Annotated in this window: 20 protein-coding genes; 12 read left to right on the top strand and 8 right to left on the bottom strand. The window is 72.3% G+C overall.

Features of this window, described 5'->3' with window-relative positions:
• Nucleotides 1-74: 74 nt before the first annotated feature.
• The gene (gene grpE, locus HC031_RS32415) at nt 75-866 is read right to left on the bottom strand and encodes a nucleotide exchange factor GrpE (protein WP_167923764.1); all 792 of its coding nucleotides are present in this window, start codon (nt 864-866) and stop codon (nt 75-77) included.
• On the bottom strand, nt 863-2,728 hold the full coding sequence (dnaK, locus tag HC031_RS03945) for a molecular chaperone DnaK (RefSeq protein ID WP_167923763.1): 1,866 nt from the start codon (nt 2,726-2,728) through the stop codon (nt 863-865). Before dnaK ends, grpE begins: the two co-directional genes overlap by 4 nt.
• A gap of 241 nt (nt 2,729-2,969) precedes the next feature.
• Between dnaK and HC031_RS03940 the strand changes: the two genes are divergently transcribed.
• The 6 genes from HC031_RS03940 (at nt 2,970) to HC031_RS03915 (ending at nt 12,330) form a co-directional block, all read left to right on the top strand.
• Nucleotides 2,970-5,195: a GTPase family protein gene (locus HC031_RS03940; protein WP_205862217.1), complete on the top strand. Its 2,226-nt coding sequence runs from the start codon at nt 2,970-2,972 to the stop codon at nt 5,193-5,195.
• A 29-nt stretch (nt 5,196-5,224) separates the two neighbouring features.
• Complete coding sequence (locus tag HC031_RS03935) at nt 5,225-6,856, top strand: GTPase (RefSeq protein ID WP_240942082.1); 1,632 nt, start codon at nt 5,225-5,227, stop codon at nt 6,854-6,856.
• A gap of 11 nt (nt 6,857-6,867) precedes the next feature.
• On the top strand, nt 6,868-7,743 hold the full coding sequence (locus tag HC031_RS03930; protein ID WP_167923761.1) for a fructosamine kinase family protein: 876 nt from the start codon (nt 6,868-6,870) through the stop codon (nt 7,741-7,743).
• 34 nt (nt 7,744-7,777) lie between these two features.
• The gene (gene moaA / locus HC031_RS03925) at nt 7,778-8,797 is read left to right on the top strand and encodes a GTP 3',8-cyclase MoaA (RefSeq protein ID WP_240942081.1); all 1,020 of its coding nucleotides are present in this window, start codon (nt 7,778-7,780) and stop codon (nt 8,795-8,797) included.
• Nucleotides 8,798-8,805: 8 nt separating this feature from the next.
• The gene (locus HC031_RS03920) at nt 8,806-9,045 is read left to right on the top strand and encodes a MoaD/ThiS family protein (RefSeq protein ID WP_167923759.1); all 240 of its coding nucleotides are present in this window, start codon (nt 8,806-8,808) and stop codon (nt 9,043-9,045) included.
• Between the two features lie 63 nt (nt 9,046-9,108).
• Entirely contained in the window at nt 9,109-12,330 is a 3,222-nt protein-coding gene (locus tag HC031_RS03915) for a UvrD-helicase domain-containing protein (RefSeq protein ID WP_167923758.1), read from the top strand.
• Between the two features lie 7 nt (nt 12,331-12,337).
• Here the strand turns inward: HC031_RS03915 and HC031_RS03910 are convergent, their stop codons facing one another.
• Complete coding sequence (locus HC031_RS03910; RefSeq protein WP_167923757.1) at nt 12,338-12,949, bottom strand: prepilin peptidase; 612 nt, start codon at nt 12,947-12,949, stop codon at nt 12,338-12,340.
• A 337-nt stretch (nt 12,950-13,286) separates the two neighbouring features.
• On the opposite strand from HC031_RS03910, the gene HC031_RS03905 reads away from it, so the two are divergent.
• The 4 genes from HC031_RS03905 to HC031_RS03890 all read left to right on the top strand — a co-directional run bounded on the left by HC031_RS03905 (nt 13,287) and on the right by HC031_RS03890 (nt 18,028).
• Nucleotides 13,287-14,297 (top strand): LppU/SCO3897 family protein, encoded by a 1,011-nt coding sequence (locus tag HC031_RS03905; protein ID WP_167923756.1) that lies wholly within the window; start codon nt 13,287-13,289, stop codon nt 14,295-14,297.
• A 137-nt stretch (nt 14,298-14,434) separates the two neighbouring features.
• Nucleotides 14,435-15,643: an AAA family ATPase gene (locus tag HC031_RS03900; RefSeq protein ID WP_167923755.1), complete on the top strand. Its 1,209-nt coding sequence runs from the start codon at nt 14,435-14,437 to the stop codon at nt 15,641-15,643.
• 60 nt (nt 15,644-15,703) lie between these two features.
• Nucleotides 15,704-16,378, top strand: coding sequence for a DoxX family protein (locus HC031_RS03895; protein ID WP_167923754.1), 675 nt, complete (start codon nt 15,704-15,706; stop codon nt 16,376-16,378).
• Nucleotides 16,379-16,612: 234 nt separating this feature from the next.
• Nucleotides 16,613-18,028, top strand: a complete 1,416-nt coding sequence (locus HC031_RS03890) for a glycosyltransferase 87 family protein (RefSeq protein ID WP_167923753.1) — start codon at nt 16,613-16,615, stop codon at nt 18,026-18,028.
• A gap of 9 nt (nt 18,029-18,037) precedes the next feature.
• Here HC031_RS03890 and HC031_RS03885 read toward each other — a convergent pair whose 3' ends face one another.
• Genes HC031_RS03885 through moaC form a run of 4 tightly spaced genes read right to left on the bottom strand, consistent with a single transcriptional unit; the run spans nt 18,038 to nt 20,628 of the window.
• Nucleotides 18,038-18,472 (bottom strand): molybdenum cofactor biosynthesis protein MoaE, encoded by a 435-nt coding sequence (locus tag HC031_RS03885; RefSeq protein WP_167923752.1) that lies wholly within the window; start codon nt 18,470-18,472, stop codon nt 18,038-18,040.
• Nucleotides 18,469-19,659, bottom strand: a complete 1,191-nt coding sequence (locus HC031_RS03880; protein WP_167923751.1) for a molybdopterin-binding protein — start codon at nt 19,657-19,659, stop codon at nt 18,469-18,471. The genes HC031_RS03885 and HC031_RS03880 overlap by 4 nt, the downstream gene beginning before the upstream one ends.
• Nucleotides 19,660-19,669: 10 nt before the next feature.
• Nucleotides 19,670-20,155, bottom strand: coding sequence for a MogA/MoaB family molybdenum cofactor biosynthesis protein (locus HC031_RS03875; protein WP_167923750.1), 486 nt, complete (start codon nt 20,153-20,155; stop codon nt 19,670-19,672).
• A complete protein-coding gene (moaC, locus tag HC031_RS03870; RefSeq protein WP_167923749.1) occupies nt 20,152-20,628 on the bottom strand; it encodes a cyclic pyranopterin monophosphate synthase MoaC in 477 nt (158 codons plus the stop codon). The genes HC031_RS03875 and moaC overlap by 4 nt, the downstream gene beginning before the upstream one ends.
• Nucleotides 20,629-21,228: 600 nt before the next feature.
• On the opposite strand from moaC, the gene HC031_RS03865 reads away from it, so the two are divergent.
• Nucleotides 21,229-23,769 (top strand): putative bifunctional diguanylate cyclase/phosphodiesterase, encoded by a 2,541-nt coding sequence (locus HC031_RS03865; RefSeq protein WP_167923748.1) that lies wholly within the window; start codon nt 21,229-21,231, stop codon nt 23,767-23,769.
• 126 nt (nt 23,770-23,895) lie between these two features.
• Nucleotides 23,896-25,083, top strand: coding sequence for a glycosyltransferase family 87 protein (locus tag HC031_RS03860; protein ID WP_240942118.1), 1,188 nt, complete (start codon nt 23,896-23,898; stop codon nt 25,081-25,083).
• Here HC031_RS03860 and dnaB read toward each other — a convergent pair.
• A complete protein-coding gene (dnaB, locus tag HC031_RS03855; protein ID WP_167923746.1) occupies nt 25,080-26,507 on the bottom strand; it encodes a replicative DNA helicase in 1,428 nt (475 codons plus the stop codon). The genes HC031_RS03860 and dnaB overlap by 4 nt on opposite strands.
• Between the last annotated feature and the right edge of the window lie 60 nt (nt 26,508-26,567).

Below are 26,567 nucleotides of genomic sequence, written 5' to 3'. Positions count from 1 at the left end.
GATGCCTCCTTAAACGGGATGAGGGCCGGTCGCGGTGCCAGGGGTGGCGGCACCGCGACCGGTGCGACAACAGCTCACTCGGGGTCGGCGACCGCGACCAGCGCGGGGCGCAGCAGCCGCTCGCCCAGCAGGTAGCCGCGGCGCATCACGTCCACGCACGTCGGCTCGGTCACCTCCGCCGACCTGAGGTGGGCCACCGCCTCGTGGCGGTTCGGGTCGAACGGGTCGCCCTTCGACCCGAACGGGGTCAGCCCGAACTTGGTGAGCGTGTTGATGAGCTGCTCCGCCACGGTCCCGAAGGGGCCGACCAGGTCGCCGTGCTCGCGGGCCCGGTCCAGGTCGTCCAGTACGGGCAGGAGCGCTGTCAGCAGGTTGCCGGTCGCCTGCTCCGTCACCAGCGCCCGATCGCGGTCGACGCGCTTGCGATAGTTGGCGAACTCGGCGCTGATCCGCTGCACGTCGTGCGTACGCTCGTCGAGCTCGGCCCGCAGCGACTCCAGCTCAGCGCCCAAGGGCTGCGCCGGCTCGCCGGACGGCTCGGTCACCGTCTCGGCCGCCGCCCGGTCGGCGCCGTCGTCGGCGTTCGCCTCCGCGCCCGGCCGGGCCTGCTCCTCGACCGCTGTCGGGTCGCCGGCGGCGTCGCGGGCCGACGGCTGCTCGTCTCCGGCGGTCGTACTCTTCGCGTGTTTTCCGTCAGACACTTTGATCTTCCGCTTGTCCCGAATGACGACCCGTTCCTGTCCCGTCTCGTCCGGCGCGCCCGCCCCGCGGGAGTGCCGGCCGGACCCGCCGGGGCCCGGCCGGCGCGACTCGGTCGCGTCCGGCCGGGAACCGGTGCCATCGTGCTGGCGGGGATTCTCGGTCACCGCTTGTCGTCCTCGTCGACAATCTCCGCGTCGACGACGTCGTCCTTGGCGCCCGCGGCACCCGCACCGCTCGCGCCGCCGGCCGCACCGGCGCCCGCGTCCGTGCCGGCCCCGGCCGTGCCCGCCGCCTGCTGCTCGTACAGAGCCGCACCGGCCTTCTGCGAGACCGTGGCGAGCTTCTCCTGGGCCTGCTTGATCTTCTCGATGTCGGAGCCACCGAGCGCGCCGCGCAGCTCGCCGAGCGCTTCGTTGATCTCGTCCTTGACGTCGGACGGCAGCTTGTCACCGCTCTCGGCCAGGAACTTCTCGGTCTGCCACTGCAGGGCCTCGGCCAGGTTGCGGGTCTCGGCCTCCTCCTTGCGGCGCTTGTCCTCCTCGGCGTGCGCCTCGGCGTCGCGCATCATGCGCTCGATGTCGTCCTTCGGCAGAGCCGAGCCGCCGGTGATCGTCATCGACTGCTCCTTGCCCGTGCCGAGGTCCTTCGCCGAGACGTGCACGATGCCGTTGGCGTCGATGTCGAAGGTGACCTCGATCTGCGGCACGCCCCGCGGCGCCGGCGGCAGGCCGGTCAGCTCGAAGGTGCCGAGCTTCTTGTTGTAGGCCGCGATCTCCCGCTCGCCCTGGAACACCTGGATCAGCACGGACGGCTGGTTGTCGTCGGCCGTCGTGAAGATCTCCGAGCGCTTGGTCGGGATCGTGGTGTTGCGCTCGATCAGCTTGGTGAAGATGCCGCCCTTGGTCTCGATGCCGAGCGACAGCGGCGTGACGTCGAGCAACAGGACGTCCTTGACCTCGCCCTTGAGCACGCCGGCCTGCAGCGCGGCTCCGACGGCCACCACCTCGTCCGGGTTGACGCCCTTGTTGGGCTCCTTGCCGGTGAGCTGCTTGACCAGGTCGGAGACGGCCGGCATACGGGTCGAGCCACCGACCAGGATGACGTGGTCGACGTCGTTGATCTTGATCCCGGCGTCCTTGATCGCCTGCTCGAAGGGGCCCTTGCACGCGTCGAGCAGGTCCTGCGACATGCGCTGGAACTCCGAGCGCGACAGCTGCATGTCCAGGTGCAGCGGGCCCGACGGGCCGGCGGTGATGTAGGGCAGGTTGATGCTGGTGGTGGTGGCGGCGGACAGCTCGATCTTGGCCTTCTCAGCCGCTTCCTTGAGCCGCTGCATCGCCATCTTGTCCTGCGACAGGTCGATGCCGTGCTGGCCCCGGAAGGTCTTGACCAGGTGATCGATGATCCGCTCGTCCCAGTCGTCACCGCCCAGGTGGTTGTTACCAGCGGTCGCCTTGACCTCGATGACGCCTTCGCCCAGCTCCAGCAGCGACACGTCGAAGGTGCCGCCACCCAGGTCGAAGACCAGGACCGTCTGCTCCTTGGAGCCCTTGTCCAGCCCGTACGCGAGGGCCGCGGCCGTGGGTTCGTTGACGATGCGCAGGACGTTGAAGCCGGCGATCTCGCCCGCCTCCTTGGTGGCCTGCCGCTGCGCGTCGTTGAAGTAGGCCGGGACGGTGATCACCGCGTCGGTGATCTGCTCGCCGAGGTAGGACTCGGCGTCCCGCTTGAGCTTCATGAGAACCCGCGCGGAGATCTCCTGCGGGGTGTACTTCTTGCTATCGATGTCGATCGTCCAGTTGGTGCCCATCTCGCGCTTCACGGAGCGGATGGTCCGGTCGGGGTTGGTCACCGCCTGACGCTTGGCAACCTCACCGACAAGGACCTCGCCGTTGCGGGCGAAAGCGACGATCGACGGCGTCGTCCGCGCGCCCTCGGCGTTCGCGATCACGGTGGGCTCGCCGCCTTCGAGGACGCTGACCACCGAGTTGGTGGTGCCGAGGTCGATACCGACCGCACGTGCCATGTTGTTCGTTCCTCCAGTGGCCAGGGGGCATCCCCGTCTTAAGTTGAGTGGACCGGGCTCAATGATGCCACGGTTGAGCCGACCACGCGCAACTCTAGCTGACATCTGGTGATCCGAAAGACACCGCCCGCGCCCGTCAGTCGGGCAACCGCCACCGCTCAACCGGCAATCGGGCAAATCGATCGACGCATCCGCACCCCCGGATTGTCGGCCGTGGGGGCGATCGTGCAGGCTTGAAGCTGTGACCACGCAGGGCGATCCGGCAGTTGTGCCGATGGGCCGGCCCGAGCCGGCCGGTGAGTCGGTCGCCACGCCTCAGGCCCGCTCCGGCGACCGACCCGACTCGGCCGTGACCGCGCCCCGGATCGGCGGGCAACGCCAACCCGCGGCTCCCGAGCGACCCGACCCGGTCCCCGCCGAGCAGCCGGACGACGCCGCCGCCGAGCGGCCCGACGACACCGCCGCCGAGCAGCCCGAGTCCCCAGCCAGAGCCGGCGAGCAGCCCGACACTGCGGCCGCCGAGCGGCCCGACGACACCGCCGCCGAGGAGCCGACCTCCGCCGAGCGGCCCGATCCGGCCCCCGCCGAGCGGCCCGACGACACCGCCGCCGAGGAGCCCGACGCCGCCGCCGAGCGACCCGACGACGCCCCCGGCGAGCCGACCTCCGCCGAGGAGCCGGCCGCGACCCCCGTCGTGACGCCGACGCCCTCCCCGGAAGCGATCGACCAGTTGGTCGCGGGCCTGACCGCCCTGCGCGAGACGATCGCCGGCGTCCGGTACCCGCTGGCCCTACCCGACGCCGAGGAGGCCACCGGCGCGGCGGCGGCCATCCGCAACCAGCTCGACGACTACCTGCTGCCCCGGCTGAGCCGCCTGGACGCGCCGCTGCTGGTCGTCGTCGGCGGCTCGACCGGTGCGGGCAAGTCCACGCTGGTCAACAGCCTCGTGCGGGCGCCGGTGAGCGCCGCCGGCGTCCTGCGCCCGACCACCCGGGCCCCCGTCCTGGTCTGCCACCCGCACGACGCGCCCTGGTTCACCGCGGCGCGCCTGCTGCCCAACCTCGCCCGTACCAGCCACCACACGGACGGCGACAGCCTCCAGGTCATCTCGGCGCAGGGCCTGACGCCCGGCCTCGCGTTCCTGGACGCCCCGGACATCGACTCGGTGGTCGACGCCAACCGCGCGCTCGCCGTGCAGCTGCTCGCCGCCGCGGACCTCTGGCTCTTTGTCACCACGGCCGCCCGGTACGCCGACGCCGTGCCCTGGGAGCTGCTGCGCAACGCGCGCAACCGGGGTACCGCCGTGGCCCTGGTACTCGACCGGGTGCCGCCGGGTGCCGCCGACGCGATCGGTCCACACCTGACCGGCATGCTGCGCGCCAACGACCTGGGTGCGGTACCGCTGTTCGTCCTGCCGGAGATCCAGCTGGAGGCGGGGCTGCTGCCGGACCGGGTCGTGTCACCCATGCGTGAATGGTTCGCTCAGTTGGCCAGGTCGGCAGAGGCGCGGGCCGCCGTCGTCCGCCAGACCGTCGACGGGGCGCTCGCCGCCCTGGACCCCGCCGTCGAGCAGCTCGCGGAGGCCGCCGACGTGCAGGTCGACGTCGCCGACAGCCTCGCCGCCGGGGTGGTGGCCGCGTACGGCGACGCTGAGGCAGCCGTCGACCAGGGTGTACGTGACGGGGCGCTCCTGCGCGGCGAGGTGCTCGCACGCTGGCAGGAACTGGTGGGCACCGGGGAGCTGATGCGCGGGCTGCAGGCTCGGGTGGGCCGGGTGCGCGACCGGGTGACGGCGGCGGTGACCGGCCGGCCCGACGCCGGCGTCCGGTTCCAGGCGGCGCTGGGCAGCGGGCTGGTGGCCCTGGTGAACAACGCGGCCGCGGACGCCGCCGAGCGGGTGGCCGGGGCCTGGCGGGTACATCCGGCCGGCGCGCGGCTGCTCGAGTCCGCCGGCGACACCGATCTCCGGTCCCCTTCGCCCGACCTGCCTGACCGCGTCGAGCGGTTGATCCGCGACTGGCAACGGGGCGTGCTGGACATGGTCCGCAGGGAGGCCGGCGGCAGGCGGACGGTCGCCCGGGCCGGCGCGTTCGCCGTCAACGCCACCGGGCTGGCGGTGATGGCCAGCGTCTTCGTCGCCACGTCGTTCATACCGACCGGCCTGGAGATGGCGGTCGCCGGCGGCACCTCGGTGGCGGCGCAGGTCGTCCTCCAGGCCGTCTTCGGCGACCAGGCGATCCGGGCGCTGGCCGACAAGGCGCGCGCCGACCTGTCGACGCGGATCCACGACCTGCTCGCCGACGAGGCCGGCCGCTTCCTGTCGGTGCTCGACGCCAGTGGGGTGGACGGAACGGCCGCCGACCGGCTGCGCCGGGCCGCGGCGAACGTGCGGGCCGCGCGGGTGGCGGCGCCCCTCGCCGGAGTTACCGGACTGCCTCAACCGACCCTGAACGGGGTACCGGAATGATCCTGGAGACGCTGCGAGGCTCCGACCCCATGAAAGCTTCACCGCCGTCGGACGTCCCGGAGCGGGTCAACGCGCTGCGCCGGCTCCTGCGCGCCGTCGACGGTCACCTGCCCGAACAGCGGCTGGCCGCCGCGCGTACGGTCGTCGACCACGCCGGCGAGCGGCTGCGCCTGTCGGGCGAGCACTGCGTCGTCGCGCTCGCGGGCGCGACGGGCAGCGGCAAGTCGAGCCTGTTCAACGCGCTGACCCGGCTTCAGCTGTCGCCGGTGGGCGTACGGCGGCCGACCACCGGGGTGGCGCACGCGTGCGTCTGGGGCCCCGACAACAGCGGGGAACTGCTCGACTGGCTGGGTGTGCCGCCGTCGCGCCGGTTCCGCCGGGAGAGCGCCCTCGACGGCGACGACGAACGAACGCTCCGCGGTCTGATCCTGCTCGACCTGCCCGACTTCGACTCGGTCGAGCAGTCGCACCGGGTCGAGGTGGACCGGCTGCTGTCCCTGGTCGACCTCGTGGTCTGGGTCCTCGACCCGCAGAAGTACGCCGACCGGGTGGTGCACACGCAGTACCTGGCGCAGTTCTCCGAGCACCGGGACGTCACGGTGGTCGTGCTCAACCAGGCCGACCGGCTCCAGCCGGCCGACGTCACCCGCTGCGTCGACGACCTGAAGCGGCTCCTGGTCGCCGACGGCCTCGACGGGGTACCGGTGTTCGCCACCTCGGCGGTGGAGCGGCCCGGTGCCCTCCCCTTGCGCGAACTGCTGGAGAGCACGGTCGCCAAGCGGCAGGCGGCGCTGCTGCGCATCGGCGGCGACGTGGACGGCGTGGTGGCCGACCTGGCGCCGCTGTTCGAGCCCGAGGCTGCCGAGCACACCGTCGACCGCGAAACGGTCGAGACGCTCACCGGCGCGCTCGCCGCCGCGGGCGGGGTACCGGTCGTGGCCGACGCCGCGCGGCGGGCGTACACGCACCGGGCCGTGGGCGCGGTGGGCTGGCCGGTGTCGCGGTGGCTGCGCCGGCTACGGCCGGACCCGCTGCGCCGGCTGCGCCTGGGCGACGCCAAGGAGTCCGACGAGAAGGAGCCGATCGCGGCGACCTCGGTGCCTCCCGCGGCCCCGGCCGAGCGCGCCGCGGTCGGACTGGCGCTGCGGGCCCTCGGCGAGCGGGCCGGCGCCGGACTGCCCGATCCGTGGCCGGCCGTGATCCTCGCCGCAGCGCGCTCCCGCGCCGACGACCTGCCCGACGCGCTGGACACCGCGATCGCCCGCGCCGACCTCGGTATGGACCGCCGGCCACTGTGGTGGCGGCTCGTCGGTGGACTGCAGTGGCTGGTCGCGCTCGCCGCGCTGGTGGGCCTGTTGTGGCTGGCCGTCCGGTACGTCTTCTTCGCTCTCGGGCTGCCTGAGCTGCCCGGCCCGCACGTCGGCCGGGTGCCGCTGGCGACCGTGCTGCTGGTCGGTGGCCTGGTGGCCGGCCTGCTGGTGTCGATCGTGGCCCGGCCGCTGATCCGGTTCGGCGCCCGACGGGCGCAGGCGCGCGTGCAGAACCGGCTGCGCACGGCGGTCAAGGAGGTCGCCCGGGACCTCGTCGTCGCGCCCGTACGCGAGGTGCTCCACGCGTACGCGGACGCCCGGTCCGCACTACACACGGCCTCGGGCCGGTAACGTCTGCGAATGTGGACCTGGCGTACCTGCGCGCGCACCCGCATCACCTGCCCACCTTCCTGACGCACCAGCGCATCCGGGAGACACCGGTCGCGGGCGGCTCGATCTGCGCGGCGAGCCGGCTCACGTTCGACTCGGGTGAGTCGGTGTTCGTCAAGTCGCTCGACTCCGCGCCCCCCGGCTTCTTCATCGCCGAGGCGAGCGGCCTGCGCTGGCTGCGCGCGGCCGGCGCGGTACCCGTGCCCGAGGTCCTGGCCGAGCTTCCGGGGATGCTGGCGCTGGAGTGGGTCGAGCCGGCCGAGCCCGGACCGGAGGCCGCCGAGCGGCTGGGGCGCGACCTGGCCGCGCTGCACCGCGCCGGAGCGCCCGCGTTCGGCGCCGACTGGCCGGGCTACATCGGTTCGCTGCCGCTGGCCAACGAACCGTCGCCGGGGCCGTGGCCGGCCTGGTTCGCGGCCAACCGGCTGGCGCCGTACCTGCGCAGGTCGGTCGACAACGGAGCGCTGGGCTGCGCCGACGCGGCCAAGATCGACCGGATCATCGAGAACATCGACGGGTACGCCGGCGCTGCGGCCGCGGAGCCGCCGGCCCGGATCCACGGCGACCTGTGGCCGGGCAACCTGCTGTGGTCGCGGTCGCGGGTGTGGCTGGTGGATCCGGCCGCGCACGGCGGCCACCGCGAGACCGATCTGGCGCTGCTGTCGCTGTTCGGCGGTGCGCCGTACCTGGAACGGATCCTGGCCGCCTACGACGAGGCGTGGCCGCTGGCCGCCGGCTGGCGGGAACGGGTGCCGTTGCACCAGTTGTACCTGTTGCTCGTTCACACGGCCCTGTTCGGCGCGGCCTACCGCGGTTCCGTGCTGGCCGCCGCTGATGCGATCGGCTAGCACTGTTGTCGCACGCAACGGGTACCGTTCGAGCATGAGATCCCGTGCGGCGCTGATCGATCGGTACGGTCGGGTCGCGACCGACCTGCGTGTGTCGCTGACCGACCGGTGCAACCTGCGCTGCACGTACTGCATGCCGGCGGAGGGGCTGCCGTGGCTGCCCGGGCCCGACCTGCTGACCGACGACGAGGTCGGCCGTCTGGTGCGGATCGCGGTGGAGCAGTTGGGGGTCCGTGAGATCCGGTTCACCGGCGGCGAACCGCTGCTGCGCCGCGGGCTCGTCGGGATCGTCGCCGCCGCGGCGGCGCTGGAGCCACGGCCCCGCCTGTCGCTGACGACCAACGCGATCGGCCTGGACCGGCTGGCCCGGCCGCTGGCGGACGCCGGGCTGGACCGGGTCAACATCTCACTCGACACGCTCGACCCCGCCCGGTTCGTCCGGCTGGCCCACCGCCGCCGCCTCGACGACACCCTTGCCGGGATCGCCGCCGCCGAGGCCGCAGGCCTGACCCCAATCAAGATCAATACCGTGCTGATGCGGGGCGTCAACGACGACGAGGCGGTGCCGCTGCTCGCGTTCGCCCTGGACCGCGGCTACGAACTGCGGTTCATCGAGCAGATGCCGCTGGACGCCGGCCACACCTGGCGGCGCGACAACATGGTCACGGCCGCCGAGATCCTCGAGCGCCTCGGCCGCGCGTACGACCTCCTGCCCGACCCCGCCGAGCGCGGCGGCGCCCCCGCCGAGACGTGGCTGGTGGCCGGCCACGTGCTGCCGGACGGCCGGCCCGCCCGGGTCGGCGTCATCGCCAGCGTGACCCAGCCGTTCTGCCGCGCCTGCGACCGCACCCGGCTGACCGCCGACGGCGCGGTCCGCAACTGCCTGTTCAGTCAGGAGGAGACCAGCCTGCGGGCCGTGATGCGGGCCGGCGGCTCCGACGAGGACCTGGCGCGGCTGTGGCGCGAGGCGATGTGGGGCAAGCTCCCCGGCCACGGCATCAACGATCCGGCGTTCCTGCAGCCGGCCCGGCCGATGTCGGCGATCGGAGGCTGATCCGGGCAATGATCACCGTGCGATACTTCGCCGGCGCGCGGGCGGCCGCCGGCACGACCGAGGAGAAGGTCAGCGCCGAGACGCTCGAGGAGCTGACCCGGATACTGTCCGACGCGCACGGCCCCGCGCTCGCGAAGGTTCTCGATGTGGCGTCGTTCCTGGTCGACGAGGTGGTCGCACACGACCGCCGGGCCCCGCTTCCGGCGGACGCCAGCGTGGACGTCCTGCCCCCGTTCGCGGGCGGCTGAACCCGCGCGCCGGCCGGGCGTGCCGGTACCCGATCGCCACACGCAGTGTGACTAGGATGGCTCGTGCCCTCGTACGTGGCGGACCTGCACATCCACTCCAAGTACTCGCGCGCCTGCAGCCGGGATCTCAACCTGGACACCCTGAGCTGGTGGGCGCGGCGCAAGGGCATCACTCTGCTGGGCACCGGCGACTTCACCCACCCGGCCTGGTACGACCATCTCCGCGAGGCGCTGGTGCCGGCCGAGCCCGGCCTCTACCGGCTGCACCCCGACCGCGAGGCGGACGTCCTGCGCAAGCTGCCGCCCCGGCTGGCCGCCGCCGACGTACCGGTCCGGTTCATGCTCTCGGTCGAGATCTCGACCATCTACAAGCGCGGTGACCGTACCCGCAAGGTGCACCACCTGATCTACCTGCCCGACCTCGACGCGGTGAGCCGGTTCAACACCGCCCTGGGGCGCATCGGCAACCTCGGCTCGGACGGCCGGCCGATCCTCGGGCTCGACTCGCGTGACCTGCTGGAGATCACGCTGGAGGCCAGCCCGGACGGGTACCTGGTGCCGGCGCACATCTGGACCCCCTGGTTCTCAGCGCTCGGCTCCAAGTCCGGGTTCGACGCGATCGCCGACTGCTACGCCGACCTCGCCGACAACATCTTCGCGGTGGAGACCGGTCTGTCGTCGGACCCCGAGATGAACTGGCGGGTCTCCAGCCTCGACCGGTACCGGCTCGTCTCCAACTCCGACGCCCACTCCGCGCCCGCGCTGGCGCGCGAGGCGACGGTGCTCGCGACCGAGCTCGACTACTTCTCCGTACGAGAGGCGCTGCGTACCGGCGACGGCCTCGAAGGCACCGTGGAGTTCTTCCCGGAAGAGGGCAAGTACCACGCCGACGGCCACCGGGCGTGCGGGGTGAACTGGGAGCCGGCGCAGACCCGGCAGGCCGGCGGCCGGTGCCCGGTGTGCGGCAAGCCGCTCACCGTCGGGGTCCTGCACCGGGTCGAGGAGCTGGCCGACCGGCCGACCGGGTTCCAGCCGGACGGCGCGCCGGCCGTCGAGCACCTGATCCAGCTCGCCGAGATCCTGGGGGAGTTGGGCGGGGTGGGTCCGAAGTCGAAGACGGTCGACGGGCAGCTCAACACGCTCGTCGCGGCGCTCGGCCCGGAGCTTTCGATCCTGCGCCACGTCCCGCTCGACGAGATCACCCGGGTCGGCGGCGAACCGCTCGGCGAGGCGATCGGCCGGCTGCGCGCCGGCCGGGTACACCGCACCGCCGGCTACGACGGCGAGTACGGGGTGATCCGGCTCTTCGAGCCGGCGGAGTTACGGGCCGATCCGGCGGCGGACACGCTCTTCGACGTACCCGTCCCGAAGCAGCGGCCCAAGCCGAAGCCGGCGCCGGCCCCGGTCGCCCGCACCCAGCCGAAGGCGAAGAACGAGGGCACCAAGGCGCGCAAGACGGCCCCACCACCCCCGCCGCCGCCACTGGCCGCGCAGGCGTCACCCCACGAGCCGTTCGAACCCATGCTCGCCGGGATGGAGGAGGTCGGCACCGGGCTGCTCGACCGCCTCGACGCGATGCAGCGGGTGGCCGCGTCCGCACCGGGCGGCCCGATGCTGATCGTCGCCGGCCCCGGCACCGGCAAGACCCGTACCCTCACCCACCGCATCGCGTACCTGTGCGCCGAGCTGGGCGTCTTCCCGGAGCAGTGCCTGGCGATCACGTTCACCCGCCGGGCGGCCGAGGAGCTGCGTGAGCGCCTGGACATGCTGCTCGGGCCGGTCGCCGAGGACGTCACGGTCAGCACCTTTCACTCGCTTGGCCTCGCGATCCTGCGCGAGAACGCGGCGGCCGTGGGGCTGTCCCCGCACTTCCGCATCGTCGAGGACGCCGAGCGGCTGGCGATCGCCGCCGAGGTGGCGGGGCTGGGGGAGGCGCCGTCGGAGCGGGACGCGCGCCGGGCCCTGGACGAGGCGGTGGGCACCGACGAGTACGTGAAGGCGTTGCGCGCGCACGACCTGGTTGACCTCGACGAACTGGTGTCACTGCCGGTCGCCCTGCTGTCGGGCGCGCCGGCGCTCGTGGACGAGTACCGGGCCCGCTGGCGGTGGATCTTCGTCGACGAGTACCAGGACGTCGACCCGACGCAGTACGCCCTCCTGCGCCTGCTTTGCCCGCCGGACGGCAACCTGTGCGCCATCGGCGACCCCGACCAGGCGATCTACTCGTTCCGCGGCGCCGAGGTGTCGTTCTTCCTGCGGTTCGCGGCCGACTTCACCGACGCCCGGATGGTGCGCCTCACCCGCAACTACCGCTCCACCGCCCCGATCCTCGCGGCCGCGACCCAGGCGATCGCTCCGACGACCCTGGTGCCGGGCCGCCGCCTCGACCCGGCGCGCGTCGACCCGGAGGCACCGCAGGTGGTCGTGTACGCGGCGGCTTCCGTGGCCGACGAGGCCGACTTCGTCGTCCGTACCGTCGACGAGCTGGTGGGCGGCGTCTCACACCGGTCGCTGGACTCCGGCCGGGTCGACTCCCGCGCCACGCCGGACGGGACGGTGTCGTTCACCGACATCGCCGTGCTGTACCGCACGGACGCGCAGGCCGCGGCGGTCGTCGACGCGCTGTCGCGGGCCGGCATCCCGGTGCAGAAACGCTCGCACGACCGGCTGCTCGACCGGCCGGGGGTCGCCGCGCTCGCCCGGGAACTGCGCTTCGCCACCGGCCTGTCCGGGTCGCTCGCGGCGCGTATCCGGCTGGTGGGCCAGGTGCTGGCGGAGCGCTGCGCCCAGCCGGCGCTCGACGACCTGGACGGCGGGCTGCGGGCCGAGGACGTGCATACGGCGATCGACCTGCTCACGCCGTTGGCGGCCCGCTGCGGTGACGATCTCGAGCGGTTCCTGCGCGAGCTCGCGACCGGCGCGGAGGTCGACGCGTTCGACCCGCGGGCCGATCGGGTCGTGCTGCTCACGCTGCACGCCGCGAAGGGCCTGGAGTTCCCGGTGGTGTTCCTGGTCGGCTGCGAGGACGGGCTGCTGCCGCTGCGGCGTCCGGGCACGGAGCCGTCCGACGAGGAGGTCGCCGAGGAGCGGCGGCTGTTCTTCGTGGGTCTGACCAGGGCGCAGTCCCGGCTTTACGTGAGCCATACCCGCCGGCGGTTCCGGTACGGCTCGGAGCGTGACATGGCGCCGTCGCCGTTCCTGTCGTCGATCGACCCGGGGCTGTTGGAGCGGCGCGGCGGCGACGAGCCCCGCAAGCCGCGCGACCGCCAGCTTCGTCTGCTGTAGTTGGCAGTCAACCGGCGCCGACGATCGCCAGCAGCGCTCCGAGCAGCATGAACGGGCCGTGGGCCAGCCGGCCGCGCCGCGAGATCCGGCCCCGGCCCACCAGGAATGCCGCGTACGCGGCCGCGAGCGCGAACCCGGCCAGCACGCCGAGGAACGCCACGGGGTAGCCGAGCCAGCCGAGCACGGTGCCCACGCTCACGGCGAGCTTGGCGTCCCCGGCGCCCATCCCGGTCGGGTTGAGCAGGACCAGCAGGGCGTAGAAGCCGCCGACGGCGAGCCCGGAGAGGACGGCCGGGCACAGGGCGGCGGGCCGCCCGGCGACGAGCGCGTCCGAGCCCAGGAACGCCAGCGCCCCGGCGAGCGCCGGCGCGGTGAGCCGGTCGGGTAGCCGGTGCCGGGCGGCGTCCACGTACCCGAGTGCCACGCCCGCGCCCGCGACCCAGCAGAACCCGGCCAGCGCCAGCGGCGCCGTCACCTTGACGGCCAGCAGGGCGAACGCCCCGGCGGCCGTCGCGCCCACCAGCGCGGTCGCGGGCGGTCGGGAGTACGCCGAAATGATCTTTGAGAGCGATGGCCCGAGCGCGACGCCCGCCACGGCTGCGAGAAGCACCCGGAGCATCGGCGCAACCTAACGCATCCGGCGGCCCGGTGTGCACAACCTGTGGATGCGTTTCCCAGAGGCTGTGGACAACTCGCGCCTTCACGGCCCTGAACTGGGAAAAGGCCTTGTGGATGCTGTGGATATTCCGGTGGATGACGCCGTTCCTGCTCACCCGGACCACGACACGCCCGGACGGCCGGTCGGGCGTGGTCTGCTCGGTTGTACCGGAATGTCGGGAGATCTGCGACCGTATCTGGGCCAGCGCCCACCACAGACACGCTACGGTGACCGGGAACCAGGGTGCCGCCTGCGAGGTGTCAGGCCCCGCGCGGCAGCACGACCAGGAGGAGCCCACATGTCGATACCCGGACCGCCTGGCGGACAGTACGCCGCCGGCCAGCCACGGGATCCGCGGCAGGGCCGCCATCCGCACGACCCGAACCAGGGCGGGCAGCCGCACGCGCCGAACACCCGGCCGGCCGTGGACCCGTGGGGCCAGGGCGGTGCGCCGGCGCAGGACGCGGACGGTGCCGATCCGCACCAGACGGCCCGGTACCCGCTGCCGCCGCGGTACCCGGCTCCGCCTCAGCAGCAGATGCCGGCGCAGTACCCGATGCCGCCCGGACACCCGACCGCGCCGCCGTACCAGCGGCCGGTGTACGTGACGCCGCCGCAGTACCAGGCGCCCCAGTCCCCGGTGCCGCCGCAGTACCAGGCGCCCCAGCCCCCGGTGCCGCCGCAGTACCGGCCGCGCCCCGAGTCCACCGGCCATCTCCCGACCGACGAGATGCCGACGCAGTACCTGCAGCGGTTGAGCTACGGCGAACCGCCGGCTCCGGTGGCCGGACCGCCCGAGCAGCCCCGGCGGCGTGGGCGCGGCCTGGTCCCGGCGCTCGTGGCGGTTACCGTGCTCGTGGGCGGCGCGGTGGCGGCCGGTACGTACCTGACCTCCAACAACAGCGACGACGACACCAGTTTCCGGAGCGCGGCGGCGGCCCGGCCGGCGGCGTCCTCGAATCCGGCGACAGGGGCTGCCGCACAGCCGGTGCCGCCCGTGACAGCACAGCCGGCGCCGAGCCGGACGGCAAGCTCGGGCGGGGACCCCGCCGGGTCCGCCGGCGCCACCGGGGCCAACGACGCCGCCACCGCGAAGATCGGCGACTGCCTGGTCAACGACGGCACCGACTCCGCGCCCGAGATGCGCAAGGTGGACTGCGTCAAGGACTCGTACGAGGTGCTCAAGCGCTTCCCGGGAACGACGGACAAGACCAGGTGCAACGGCACACCGGGCTACACGCACAACTACTTCTTCGAGAGTTCGGTGAGCGCCGACTCGTTCGTGCTCTGCCTCAAACAGCGGACGTAGGAGGCTCTAGCCGAATCTAGCTTCACGGCTAGATAGCGCAAGATTGTCCTTGACGCCTCGACCGGGCGCTCAGGCGCTGTCGAGAACGTTCTATGCGCATCTAGCGGTGTCGCTAGAGTTGCCGATACCGTGCCATCGTGGATCCGGTCCGCAACCCTTACGCGCCGGGCGCCGGGCAGCGCCCACCGGAGCTTGCCGGGCGCGACCGCGAGCTGGAGATGTTCGAGGTGGTACTCGAACGGATCGCGCGTGGCCGGCCGGAGCGCTCGCTCGTCCTCACCGGCCTGCGCGGCGTCGGCAAGACCGTGCTACTCAACACGCTGCGCTCGCAGGCGATCGGCCGGCTGTGGGGCAGCGGCAAGATCGAGGCCCGGCCCGACCAGTCGCTGCGCCGCCCGATCGCCGCCGCGCTCCACATGGCGATCCGCGAACTCGCGCCGCACCACCGCGCGCCCGACCGCATCGACCAGTTCCTCGGCGTACTCAAGGCGTTCGGCGCTCGCTCGGTGCCCGACAACGCCAAGCTCCGCGACCGCTGGAACCCCGGCATCGACGTGCCGGCCGCCCGCGGCCGCGCCGACTCCGGCGACATCGAGATCGACCTGGTCGAGCTGTTCACCGACGCGGCGAGCGTCGCCACCGACGTCGGCACCGGGGTGGCGCTGTTCATCGACGAGATGCAGGACGTACCGGCGGACGACGTCTCGGCCCTCTGCGCGGCGTGCCACGAACTGTCGCAGACCGGCGCGCCGCTGATCGTGGTCGGCGCCGGCCTGCCCCACCTGCCCGCCGTGCTGTCGGCCTCCAAGTCGTACTCCGAGCGGCTCTTCCGCTACCAGCGGATCGACCGCCTCGACCGGCTCGCCGCCGACCAGGCGTTCACCGCGCCCGCCGCACGGGAGGGCGTCGAGTACGAGACGAAAGCGCTCGACCTGCTCTACGAGACCTCGGGCGGCTACCCGTACTTCGTGCAGGCGTACGGTAAGGCGACCTGGGACCACGCGCCGGGCAGCCCGATCACCGCAGGGGACGTACGGGTCGCCGCACCCGAGGCCGAGGCGGAGTTGGCGGTGGGCTTCTTCGGCTCCCGGTACGAGCGGGCGACACCGGCCGAGCGGGAGTACATGCGCACGATGGCGGCCCTGGCCGGCGGCGACGACATGGACACCGCGGTGCCGACGGCGGAGATCGCCAAGGCGCTGGGCCGCAAGCCGGCGAGCCTGTCCCCGGCCCGCGACACCCTGATCAAGAAGGGGCTGATCTACTCGGGCGAGCGGGGATCGGTCGCGTTCACGGTGCCCCACTTCGGCCGCTACCTGCGGTCCCAGCCGGCTACCGACAGCTAGCGTGCGATTCATCGCCGTCGAGGGGGATAAAGGCCGCCCGCGACGGGTAATGGCGACGGCATGAAGCCTGTTCGCACCGTGGCCCGCGCCCTCCTCGCGGCGGTTTTCGTCCGTGGTGGACTGGAGGCGTACAAGAATCCTGACCGCTTCGTCGACGGCGCGAAGGCCGTGACCGACCGGATGGGGTCCACCCTGGGCTCAGCCGGCCTGCCGACCGACCCGCGTTCGCTGGTGCGGCTCACCGGGATCGTGCAGATGGTCGGTGGCGCCCTGCTGGCCACCAACACGGCCACCAAACCGGCGGCCATCGCGCTGGCGGGCTCGCTGGTGCCGTCCACTATGGCCGGACAGGACTTCTGGTCAGGATCGGAACAGCCGCAGCCTGGACCGCTCCTGCGCTCCGACGCCGGCACCTCGGTCCTGAAGAACCTCGGCCTGATGGGTGGCCTGCTGCTCGCCGCCGTGGACACCGAAGGAAAGCCGGGCCTGGCGTGGCGTACCGGTCACCTCACCGAGCACGCGCAGGACTCGCTCAAGCGCGCGGCCGAGACCACCGCGAAAGAGACCAGGCGGGCGGCGCGCACCACGGCGAAGGAGACGAAGCGAGCCGCGCACCTGACGGCCAAGGAAGCCAAGCGGGCCGCCGAAGGCGCGCGCCGCGGCGCACGTACCGCCGCACGGGAAACCAAGCTCGCCATGACGTCTGCGACCGCGGGAGGAATTCTGTCCAGTTAGGTCGGTATCGACGGGCACCGAACCATAACAACACGGTTTCGCGCTGACTATTCGCCTCTCCAGTGGCTATAAGCCCGCAAAACAGCGTTGAGTTAACTCGCGCGTACAGGTCACCGACTCGTGTGCGATGGGACACGGTCGGATAACGCTGGAGGTGGCTGCGTGCCCGGCCGTTCTAGGCTGCTTGTCGGACCGGAGCGAGATAACCGACCGCAGTACGGGGGTGGCATCCGTATGCCGGCGACCGTCGCCAGACGGCCGTCTCCTCTCGCCATAGTCCGCCGCGTGGCCCGGCAGGTTTGGTCGTCCGCGCTCGTACGGCTCGGCATCGTCGCCATCACCGCGTTGGGCGCGGTGTGGGCCGTGCGTGCGTTCGGCCGGCAGTACGACTTCTTCGACCTGCGGATTTATCACGGCGCGGTGGTGTGGTGGACCGAGGATGGCGATCTGTACCAGTTCGTGGCACCGCACACCATGCTCGGCTTCACGTACCCTCCGTTCGCCGCGCTGGCCATGCTGCCCATGGCGCTGCTGGGTGCGCAGACCGCAGGGTGGATCAACGCACTGCTCAACCTCGCCGCTCTGGCGCTCGTGCTGTTCACCGTCGTCGGGCCGATCGCCGACCGGTACGCGATCCCGCGCTGGTTCGCCGTCGGGATCGCCGTCCCGCTGGCCGGGGCCACCGAGCCGGTTCGTGAGACGATCGGCTTCGGCCAGGTCAACCTCATCCTGGCGGGCCTGATCATCGCCGATCTGGCGGCGATGCGCTGGCACGGGCGCGCGGCCCTCGACCGCGACCCGGCCGCCGGCCCGCGCCCGGCGCAGACGCTGCTCGGGTGGCTGCGGCACGCCTGGCTGACCGGTGCGTTCGCCGGGGCCGGCGTGGGTGTGGCCACCGCCGTCAAACTGACGCCGGGCCTGTTCATCGCGTACTTCCTCGCCACCCGCCAGTGGCGGGTCGCCTCCACCGCGATCGGCGCGGCCATCGGCGCGACGCTTGTGGGGTACGTGTTCGCGGGCAAGGAGACCGTCACCTACTTCACCAGCGTCGTCTGGGACACCAACCGCGTCGGCTTCGTCGACGCCACCCCGAACCAGTCCCTGGCCGGTCTGCTGGCGAGGGCCTACGACTCCCCGACCACGCCCCGGCTGATGTGGCTGGCGTTCGCCGCGGTGCTGCTGACGGTCGGACTGTCGCGCGCCAAGAACGCCCACGCCGAGGGCGACGAACTGGCCGCGTTCACCATCATCGGGCTCACCGCCAACGCGATCTGCCCGATCTCGTGGACGCACCACCTCGTGTTCCTCGTACCGGCATTGGTGATCCTGGTCGACGCCGCGCTGCGGCGTCGGCGTGCCGTGCGGGGCTTCAACATCGGGCACTTCCCGGCCCTGGCGGGCCTGCGGCACGCCGCCATGGCGCTCGGGCTCTACCTGCTGATCGTCATCTCTCCGTTGTGGCGGTACGAGCACCGGCTGCCGCAGGTCTCGCACTACGCCGACGGCCTGTGGGGCGCGCTGATGGAGAACTCCCTCGCGCTGGCCGTGATCCTGCTCGTGGTGCTGCTGCCCTGGCGGCGAGGTGCGGAGCCGGTCTTCGAAGCCGAGCCGGCCGGCGCGGCCCGCGCGCGGACCCACCTGCCGGTCTGACCGGTCGGGCTACGGGCAGTTGACCCACTCTTCCGCGCCGTCGGAGAACACCTGCCGCTTCCAGATCGGCAGGCGCGCCTTGACCTCGTCCACCAACCGGGCACACGCCGCGAACGCCGCGGCGCGGTGCGCCGTCGACACCGCCGCGGCCAGGGCCACGTCGCCGATCTCCAGCCGCCCCACCCGGTGCGACACCGCGACCGCGTACACCGACGGATCGGCCGCGATGTCCGCGGCCACCTCGGCCAGGATGCGCTCCGCTGTCGGGTGCCCCTCGTACTCGAGCTCCAACACCTCGCGCCCGTGGTCGTGATCGCGGACGACGCCGGCGAACGACACCACCGCGCCGGCCGCCGGCCGCGCGACGAGGCGCTCGTGGGCCGCGACGTCGAGCGGCTCGGTGGTCACGGCCACCGTCGTTGTTGCGCTATCCACAGTGGTCATTGACGTTCTCCGTCAAGCAATGGCAGGGGTACGAGCGGAACCGCCGCACCCTCCGCAGCGTTGGTACCCGGCGCGACGACCGCGAACCCCGCCGACCGGGCGAGCCCCCGCAGCATCGCCGACCCGACGTGCGGGACAGGATATGCCAGCCCACCGTCGATACGCACCAGCGCCAGATGGGTGTACGAGCCCCGACCGGGAATCGGCGCGCCCAGAGTCACCGACGGCAGTTCCGGCGCAGGCCGGCCCTGCAGCCCGGCCAGGAGCGGCGCGACCAGGGAAATCAACGCGACCACGGCCGACTGCGGGTTGCCCGGCAGCCCGGCGAGAAATCTGCCGCCCGGCAACGCCGCCAGCAGCATCGGGAAGCCGGGGCGCACCTCGACGGTGTTGACCACGTAGGACGCGCCGAGCTCGGCGAGCGCCGGGTGCAGGTGGTCGACCGGGCCGTGCATCGTCCCGCCGGTGGTGCACACGAGGTCGGCACCGCCGTCGAAGGCGCCGCGGATCGCGTCGACGTGCGCGTCGAGGGTGTCCTTGACCGGCCCGACCGGAGCGCCCACCTCGGCCCCGAGTCGACGCAGCCACCCCGGGATCTGCGGGCCCAGCGCGTCGCGGACCCGCCCGACCCCGGGTGGACCGGAGGTGAGCAGCTCGTCACCGAAGACCAGGACGGCCGCCCGTGGCGCCGGCCGTACCGACACCTCGTCGTAGCCGCACGACGCCGCGAGTCCGATCACGCCGGGGGTCACCGGGGTGCCGGCGGGCAGCAGCTCCTCGCCCCGGGACGCCTCCTCGCCGGGCGTGCGCCACTCCGGGTTGGGCCGAGGTTGCCCGGCGACCAGGTCGCCGTCCACCTGTGACTCTTCGACGCGGAGGATGTGCTCGGTGCCGGCGGGAACCATCGCACCGGTGGCGATCTCGACGCAGGTGCCGTCGGCGCCCAGCGGCGGTGCCGTGTCGCCGGCGAGCACCCGGCCGACTATCCGCCAGGGGGCCGGTCCCCGCACCGCCCATCCGTCGACGCTCGAGGTGGGGAACGCGGGCAGGTCGGTGAGGGTCACCAGGGGCGACGCGAGGGTCAGCCCGTCGGCGTCGGGCAGCGGCACCGAGGCGGCCGGCCGCACGGCGCCGGTGCCGGCGCGGTAGGCCGCCGCGCGCGCTTCATCCCAGGGTGTGGACGTCACGGGTACGAGCCTAGTGGGGCTGCTCGGCCTGGTGGTCCCCACCGCGTAGCTGGTCGACGGCGTGCGCGAGGACAGGCGCGAGAACCGCCAGGCCGTCTCGCGCGCCACCCTTGGAGCCGGGCAGGTTGACGACGAGGGTACGGCCCGCCACGCCCGCCAGCCCGCGGGACAGCGCGGCCGTCGGCACCTTGTCCAGGCTGTGGGCGCGGATCGCCTCGGCGATGCCGGGTACCTCGTAGTCGAGCACCTGCCGTGTCATCTCGGGGGTCGCGTCGGTCGGGCTGATGCCGGTGCCGCCGCTGGTGACCACCACGTCCAAGCCGTCTGCGACGGCGGCGCGCAACGCGGTCAGGACCGGCTCGCCGTCCGGCACGACGACCGGCTCGTCCACCTCACAGCCCAGCTCCCGCAGCCCGGCGACGAGCAGCGGGCCGCTGGTGTCGGCGTAGACGCCAGCCGCCGCCCGGTTGGACGCCACGATCACCCGCGCCTTCATGCCGGGCGCTCCCACAGACCGGTCTTGCCGCCTTCCTTGCGCAGCACCCGTACCCGGTCGAGGGTCGCGGCCGGGTCAACCGCCTTGATCATGTCGATCAGGGCGAGACCCGCGGCGGTCACCGCCGTCAGTGCCTCCATCTCCACCCCGGTACGGTCGGCGGTCTTGACCGCGACCTCGATGTCGACGCTGCTCTCGCGGGGAGTCAGCTCGACCTGGACGCCGTGCAGCGCGATCGGGTGGCACAGGGGGATGAGGTCGGGCGTCCGCTTGGCCCCCATGATGCCGGCGATCCGCGCCACCCCGAGCGCGTCCCCCTTGGGTAGCGCATCGCGCTGGAGCAGCGCGATCACGTCCGGGGTCGTGGCGACGGTCCCGGCGGCGACCGCGCGCCGGACCGTGACGTCTTTGTGCGACACGTCGACCATGCGCGCGGCACCGCTGGCGTCTACGTGCGTCAACCGCTCAGTCACCAGCCGAGCGTACGGGTACCGCGACCATCCGGACACCGGCCACCCCGGGCCGGCCGCCGAGGTCGCCACAGTCGACTCTCGTACAGCTGGTCACGGCTTCAATTTAATTCACGCGGTTCGATTTTCCTTCCGGGTAACGGTCATGCTGATAACGAGTTGTCCACCGGCCGTATCAGGCCGGTAAAACACCATTGACCAAGCCGTCCGGCTCCGTTTGTTGACTCGAATCCGCCGGATTACCGTTCCGGCCACCTCGGACAGGGAGAGTGCATCGCAGGGTTGAATTGACGGCACTCTCCGTAATCAGATAATCGGACTTCCGTTACGAAGTATTACCAAGTTCGCAAATGCCGAACGCTCTGACAATTTCATTAGGAGCCGGCAACGTTTCTCCCATAACCTATGGTCAGAGCGCTCGAGGCAACGACTGAATCGCCGGGGTCCGTCAGACGAATGGTCTGACGGCGATCATGAGGAGTTTACAGTGCGTAACATCGAGTGGTGGTGAGCACGGCCCCTGCGCCGACGACCGGCTGACACCCGCGAAGTCACGGCCGGTCCCCTGATCGGGTTGACATCGACCCCCGCCCCATAGGCACCATGCAGGGGGCGAAGGACGACGATGTGACGACGACAGACGACAACGTGACCAACAGGCGGCTACGGCTGCTGGTTGGTCTCGTTGTCGTGTGCGGGGCGGTCGCATTCGCCGCGGGGCTCACGGACCTCGCCGAGAGCTGGCACCCGTTCGAGCCGTTTCGGCCAGTCGTCTGCTGCCTGATCGTCGCAACGAAGATCAGTGGTGTGCGGATCCGGATCCGCTCCAGCAACTACCGGATGGCCGCTGACTCGGCGGCCGTGCTGATGGCGTCCACCGTGGCGTCCTTCGGCTGGGTGGTGGTCGGCATCGCAATCGGCGTGCTGATCACCAACCTGCGAGCCCGACTGCCGCTCATGAAGCTCCTGTTCAACGTTGCCAAGGAGAGCCTCGCGGCAACCGCGGCCTGCGCCACCATGGTGTCTTTCGGAGCGCCAGCGGTCGACCCCGACCTGCTGGCCGGCGACCTCTCCCACCATCTTTTCGTCATGCCGCTCGCCGCACTCGCGTACGCGATCGTCGATGAAGGGCTCGCGTTCCCGGTGATCGCACTGGCGACCGGGACGTCGGTCCGGCAGCGCTTCGCCGAGCACTGGGACGTCCGAGCGATCGCCCGGGCAACCGAACTCGCTCTGGCGCTCGGCGCGACCGCGCTCGTCACGGTTGACCGCTGGCTGATCCTGGGGCTGTCGCCGCTGCTGTACGCGCTCCATCTCTCCTCCGTCAGTCGGGTGCGCAGCAGGGAAGAGCGGGCCGCCTGGCAGCGCCTGGCGCGTACGACGGACGAGCTCAACGCCGTCGACCTCGACGGCGTCCTGCACAGCGCCGCCAGACGGGCCGCCGAACTGTTCTCCGCCGACGAGGTCGACGTCGAGGTCCGCGACACGCAACTGCCGGCCCGGATGGTGCGCGGCACCGACGAAGAGATCGTCTATGACGGGCCGCCGGAGTCGGCGCCACCGATCAGGGGCAACGCGATCGTCGCGCCGCTGGAAAGCCATGACGGCGACATCGCGATCGGCGAGCTACGCCTGCTCTTCCACGGTGAGGTAACGCTCACCGAGCGCGAGCAGTACACGTTCCGCACCTTCGCCGCCGCGCTGTGCACGGCGATCCGCAACGCGTCCGCGCACGCCGAAACGCGCCGGCTCGCCGAGAGCCACGCCCTCGCCGCCGCGCAGGATCCGCTCACCGGGCTCGCCAATCGCCGCCGCCTGGAGCAGTACGCGACCGAGGCCCTGACCGGGCCGGTCCGGGGCGTCACCGCGCTCGCGCTGCTCGACCTCAACCGCTTCAAGGAGATCAACGACACTCTCGGCCACTCCGCGGGCGACAAGGTGCTGGTCGAGATCGCCCGGCGGCTGGAGGCCAGCGCGACCCCCGGCGACCTGGTCGCCCGATTCGGCGGTGACGAGTTCGCGATCCTGCTCACCGAGCTGCCCGCACCGCCGGTCGCGATCCCCCGCGCGCAGGTGCTGCTCGGAGCGATCGCCGCGCCGATGGACCTCGACGGCATGCGGATCAGCATCGAAGCCAGCGCCGGCATCGCGGTCGCGGACGGCACCACCGACATCGCCGAGCTGCTCCGCCGCGCGGACGTGGCGATGTACCAGGCCAAGAAGAGCGGTCAGCAGATCACCCGGTATGCCGCCACGCGGGACACCGCCGACGTCGGCTCGCTCGTGCTCGGCGGCGACCTGGCCAGGGCCCTGGCCGAGGAAGAGTTCGTCGTGGAGTTCCAGCCGATCGTCGACCTCGGTACGGCCGAAGTGATCGCCGCCGAGGCGCTCGCCCGGTGGAGCCACCCCGACCACGGCGACCTGCCACCCGCCAGGTTCCTCGACGCCATCGAGCGGTCGACGCAGCTGGGCGCGTTCGCCGACTCCGTCCTCAACCAGGCGCTCGCCGCCGCGGTCGCGTGGCGCGCCGCGGGCTACGCCATCCCGGTCGCCGTGAACGTGTCCCCACGCAGCCTGCTCGACCCGCGGTTCTCCGAGTCGATCACGGCCAGCCTGCACCGGCACGGGCTGCCACCCGACGCGCTCGTCATCGAGGTGACCGAGTCGCTGATGCTCAGCCAGCTCGAGGTCGTCGACGAGGTGCTCGACGCGCTCCGGGCCGCCGGCATCGTCCTCGCGCTCGACGACTTCGGCACCGGGTACTCGTCGCTGTCCACCCTCGCCCGGGTGCCGGTACAGGAGCTGAAGATCGACCGTGACTTCGTCGCCGGCATGGACTCGCCGGCCGAGGCCGCGGTCGTGCGGTCGACCGTGGAGCTCGGGCGCAGCCTGCAGGTGATGGTCGTCGCGGAAGGAGTGGAGAGCGAAGACCACCGGCGGCGGCTGTTCGAGCTGGGCTGCCCGGCCGGCCAGGGGTACCTGTTCGCCCGGGCCATGCCGCTGCCGGCGCTGCTCGCCGCGCTGGACCGGGGCTTCGGGGGACGGCCGGGCCGGCTCGCCGCGCCGCTGCACGAGGCGGGGGAGGTCGTGCGCATACCGAAACGCGCCCGCAACGGCAGCCAGTGGCTCGACCGCAGCAGCTGATCTGCCAGACTGACGCGCATGGTCGGACAGACGCATCGTGCTCCGGCCCTGGCGACGCCTGACCGACCACCCACCGGCGCGTGGCGCCCGCTCGCCGGAGACCTCGCGCTGTACGGACTGTCGGCAATGTTCGCCCTGGTCACCGCGGCCGGGTCCACGCTCGGACCGCATCGCGTCTGGGGTGGGATCGCCACCGTCGGGTACGCGGCCGCCACGCTGTGCGTCCTGGTCCAGCTCGTCCTCCATCGCGTCTTCGCGGCGCCGACCGGCCGACGCGCGTTGACCGGCCGGGCCGCCCAGACCGGCCGGGCCGCCCTGACCGCGCTCACCTGGGCCGCGACCGCGCTCTTACCGCTGATCGTCGAGGCCGCCCGCGGCCAGGGGCAGGAAGAGGTCACAGTGGTGGAGCGCGCCGGTCAGCGCCTCGTGGAGACCGGCACGCCGTACCTGGACCGCACCGCGATCGCCGCGCTCCCCGACCATGAGCGGCTGCTCGGGTACGTCCCGTACCAGCCCGGGATGGCGCTGTTCGGCGTGCCACGGGCGCTGGCCGGCGCCGTCTGGTGGACCGATGCCCGGGTCTGGTTCGCGCTGGTCACCGCCGTCGCGCTGGCGATCGCGCTCGCCATGCTGGCGCCCCGCGCCGGCGACGGGGCACTGGTGCGCGCGGCGCAGGCCGCGACCGTACTGCCGGTATGCGCGCTCACGCTCGCGGTCGGCGGCGACGATCTGCCGGTACTGGCGCTGTGCCTGCTCGCGCTCGCCTGTGCCGCCACCGACCGGCCGCTCGCCGCCGGAGTCGCGGTCGGCCTGGCCGGCGCGCTCAAGCTGTTCGCGTGGCCGGTCGCGCTGGTTCTGCTCGCGTACGCGGCGACCCGTGGCCGGCGGGCCCTCGTCCCGTACACCGTCGCGGCGCTCGGCCTGCCGGTCGTAGCCGTGCTGCCGGCCGTGGCGGTGAACTCCGGCGCCGCCGTGGAGAACCTCGTACGCTTCCCGCTCGGGCACGGTCTGGTGGGCAGCCCGGCGGCGTCGCCGTTCCCCGGCCACCTGATCGCGACGGCGCTGCCCGCCGGCCGTACCGTCGCCGCCGGCCTGCTGGTCGTGGCGGGGCTGGCCATCGGCTGGTCGCTGCTGCGCCGGCCGCCACGCGACGCGGGTGGCGCCGCGCTGGTCTGCGCGTACGGGCTCGCCGCCGCGATCGCGTTGATGCCGGCGACACGGTTCGGGTACCTGCTGTACCCGATCGCGTACCTCGCCTGGTGGCGGCCGCTGCGCGACTCCGACGCGCGGTCGGTGGTTGTGCCCGGACGCTAGACGGCCATGTCGACGAAGCGGGACAGGTGCAGCTGCGCGGCCACGGTGATGGTGTCGGTGGGGCCGTTACGGTGCTTGGCCACGATGAAGTCGGCTTCGCCCGCCCGCGGTGACTCCTTGTCGTAGTAGTCGTCGCGGTGGAGCAGGATGACGACGTCCGCGTCCTGCTCGATGGAACCCGATTCACGCAGGTCGGACAGCTGGGGCCGCTTGTCGGTGCGCTGCTCGGGGCCACGGTTGAGCTGGCTCACCGCGATCACCGGAGCCTCGACCTCCTTGGCCAGCAGCTTCAGGCCACGCGACAGCTCGGCGACCTCCTGCTGACGGCTCTCGGTGCGCTTCGGTGAGGTCATCAGCTGGAGATAGTCGACGACGATCAGCTTCAGGTCGTGCTTCTGCTTCAACCGGCGAGCCTTGGCCCGGATCTCCATCAGGTTCATGTTGGGCGTGTCGTCGACGAAGAACGGGGCGTCGCTGATCTCACCCATGCAGCGGGCGAGCTTGGTCCAGTCGTCATCGGAGAGCTGGCCGGAGCGGAGCACGTGCAGCGGCACCCTCGCCTCCGCCGACAGCACCCGCATGACGATCTCGACCTTGCTCATTTCCAGGGAGAAGATGGCGCTCGCGGCCCTCGCCCGAATCGCGGCGTTACGGGCGAAGTCCATTGATGCTGTCGACTTGCCCAGACCAGGCCGCCCGGCGACGATGATCAACTGTCCCGGGTGCAGGCCGTTGAGCAGCCGGTCCAGGTCGGTGAAGCCCGTCGGCACGCCGGTCATCACGCCGCCCTGCGCGCCGACCGCCTCGATCTCGTCCAGCGTGGGCTGGAGGACCTCGGCGATGGACGCGAAGTCCTCACTCGTCCGGCGGTCGGTGATCTCGTAGACCGACTGCTGGGCCATGTCGACCAGGTCGTCGATATCACGGCCCTGACCGGCGGCGCTGCCGTAACCGAGCTGCACGATGCGGGTGCCCGCCTCGATGAGCCGGCGCAGCGTGGCGCGCTCGGTGACGATCTTGGCGTAGTAGGAGGCGTTGGCGGCGGTGGGCACGCTGGCGATCAGCGTGTGCAGGTAGGGGGCGCCACCGACCCGGGCCAGGTCGCCGGCGTCGTGCAGCGCGGCCGCGACCGTGATCGCGTCGGCCGGCTCGCCGCGGCCGTAGATGTCGAGGATGGCCTCGAAGATCGTCGCGTGGGCGGGCTTGTAGAAGTCGGACGCCCGCACGATCTCCACGACGTCGGCGATCGCGTCCTTGGACAGCAGCATCCCGCCGAGCGTGCACTGCTCCGCCGCCACGTCCTGGGGAGGCGTGCGGTCGAACGGGGCGTCCCCGCCCGCCGGCGGTTCGCTCCCGCGCGGCTCGGCACCGCGCCCATCGTGTAGACGCGGACCGGCCGGCCGCACGTCATCCGTGAGCGACATGCTGTGCCTCCGTGCCCTGTTCGTAACCGGGTGACCCCGGGGTCCCAGGAAACCGCAGGG

The sequence above is a fragment of the Planosporangium thailandense genome, assembly GCF_011947195.1.
GTDB lineage: Bacteria > Actinomycetota > Actinomycetes > Mycobacteriales > Micromonosporaceae > Planosporangium > Planosporangium thailandense.
This window is presented reverse-complemented; position numbering and strand designations above follow the sequence as displayed.

What these genes read in the sequence shown, in the direction of transcription:
- HC031_RS03865 (WP_167923748.1), top strand. Translation starts at nt 21,229, where the DNA reads ATGCAGGGGGCGAAGGACGACGATGTGACGACGACAGACGACAACGTG.
- HC031_RS03890 (WP_167923753.1), top strand. Translation starts at nt 16,613, where the DNA reads ATGCCGGCGACCGTCGCCAGACGGCCGTCTCCTCTCGCCATAGTCCGC.
- HC031_RS03935 (WP_240942082.1), top strand. Translation starts at nt 5,225, where the DNA reads ATGAAAGCTTCACCGCCGTCGGACGTCCCGGAGCGGGTCAACGCGCTG.
- HC031_RS03910 (WP_167923757.1), bottom strand. Translation starts at nt 12,949, where the DNA reads ATGCTCCGGGTGCTTCTCGCAGCCGTGGCGGGCGTCGCGCTCGGGCCA.
- HC031_RS03885 (WP_167923752.1), bottom strand. Translation starts at nt 18,472, where the DNA reads ATGACCACTGTGGATAGCGCAACAACGACGGTGGCCGTGACCACCGAG.
- HC031_RS03920 (WP_167923759.1), top strand. Translation starts at nt 8,806, where the DNA reads ATGATCACCGTGCGATACTTCGCCGGCGCGCGGGCGGCCGCCGGCACG.
- moaA (WP_240942081.1), top strand. Translation starts at nt 7,778, where the DNA reads ATGAGATCCCGTGCGGCGCTGATCGATCGGTACGGTCGGGTCGCGACC.
- HC031_RS03875 (WP_167923750.1), bottom strand. Translation starts at nt 20,155, where the DNA reads ATGAAGGCGCGGGTGATCGTGGCGTCCAACCGGGCGGCGGCTGGCGTC.
- HC031_RS03895 (WP_167923754.1), top strand. Translation starts at nt 15,704, where the DNA reads ATGAAGCCTGTTCGCACCGTGGCCCGCGCCCTCCTCGCGGCGGTTTTC.
- dnaB (WP_167923746.1), bottom strand. Translation starts at nt 26,507, where the DNA reads ATGTCGCTCACGGATGACGTGCGGCCGGCCGGTCCGCGTCTACACGAT.
- HC031_RS03860 (WP_240942118.1), top strand. Translation starts at nt 23,896, where the DNA reads ATGTTCGCCCTGGTCACCGCGGCCGGGTCCACGCTCGGACCGCATCGC.
- dnaK (WP_167923763.1), bottom strand. Translation starts at nt 2,728, where the DNA reads ATGGCACGTGCGGTCGGTATCGACCTCGGCACCACCAACTCGGTGGTC.
- HC031_RS03905 (WP_167923756.1), top strand. Translation starts at nt 13,287, where the DNA reads ATGTCGATACCCGGACCGCCTGGCGGACAGTACGCCGCCGGCCAGCCA.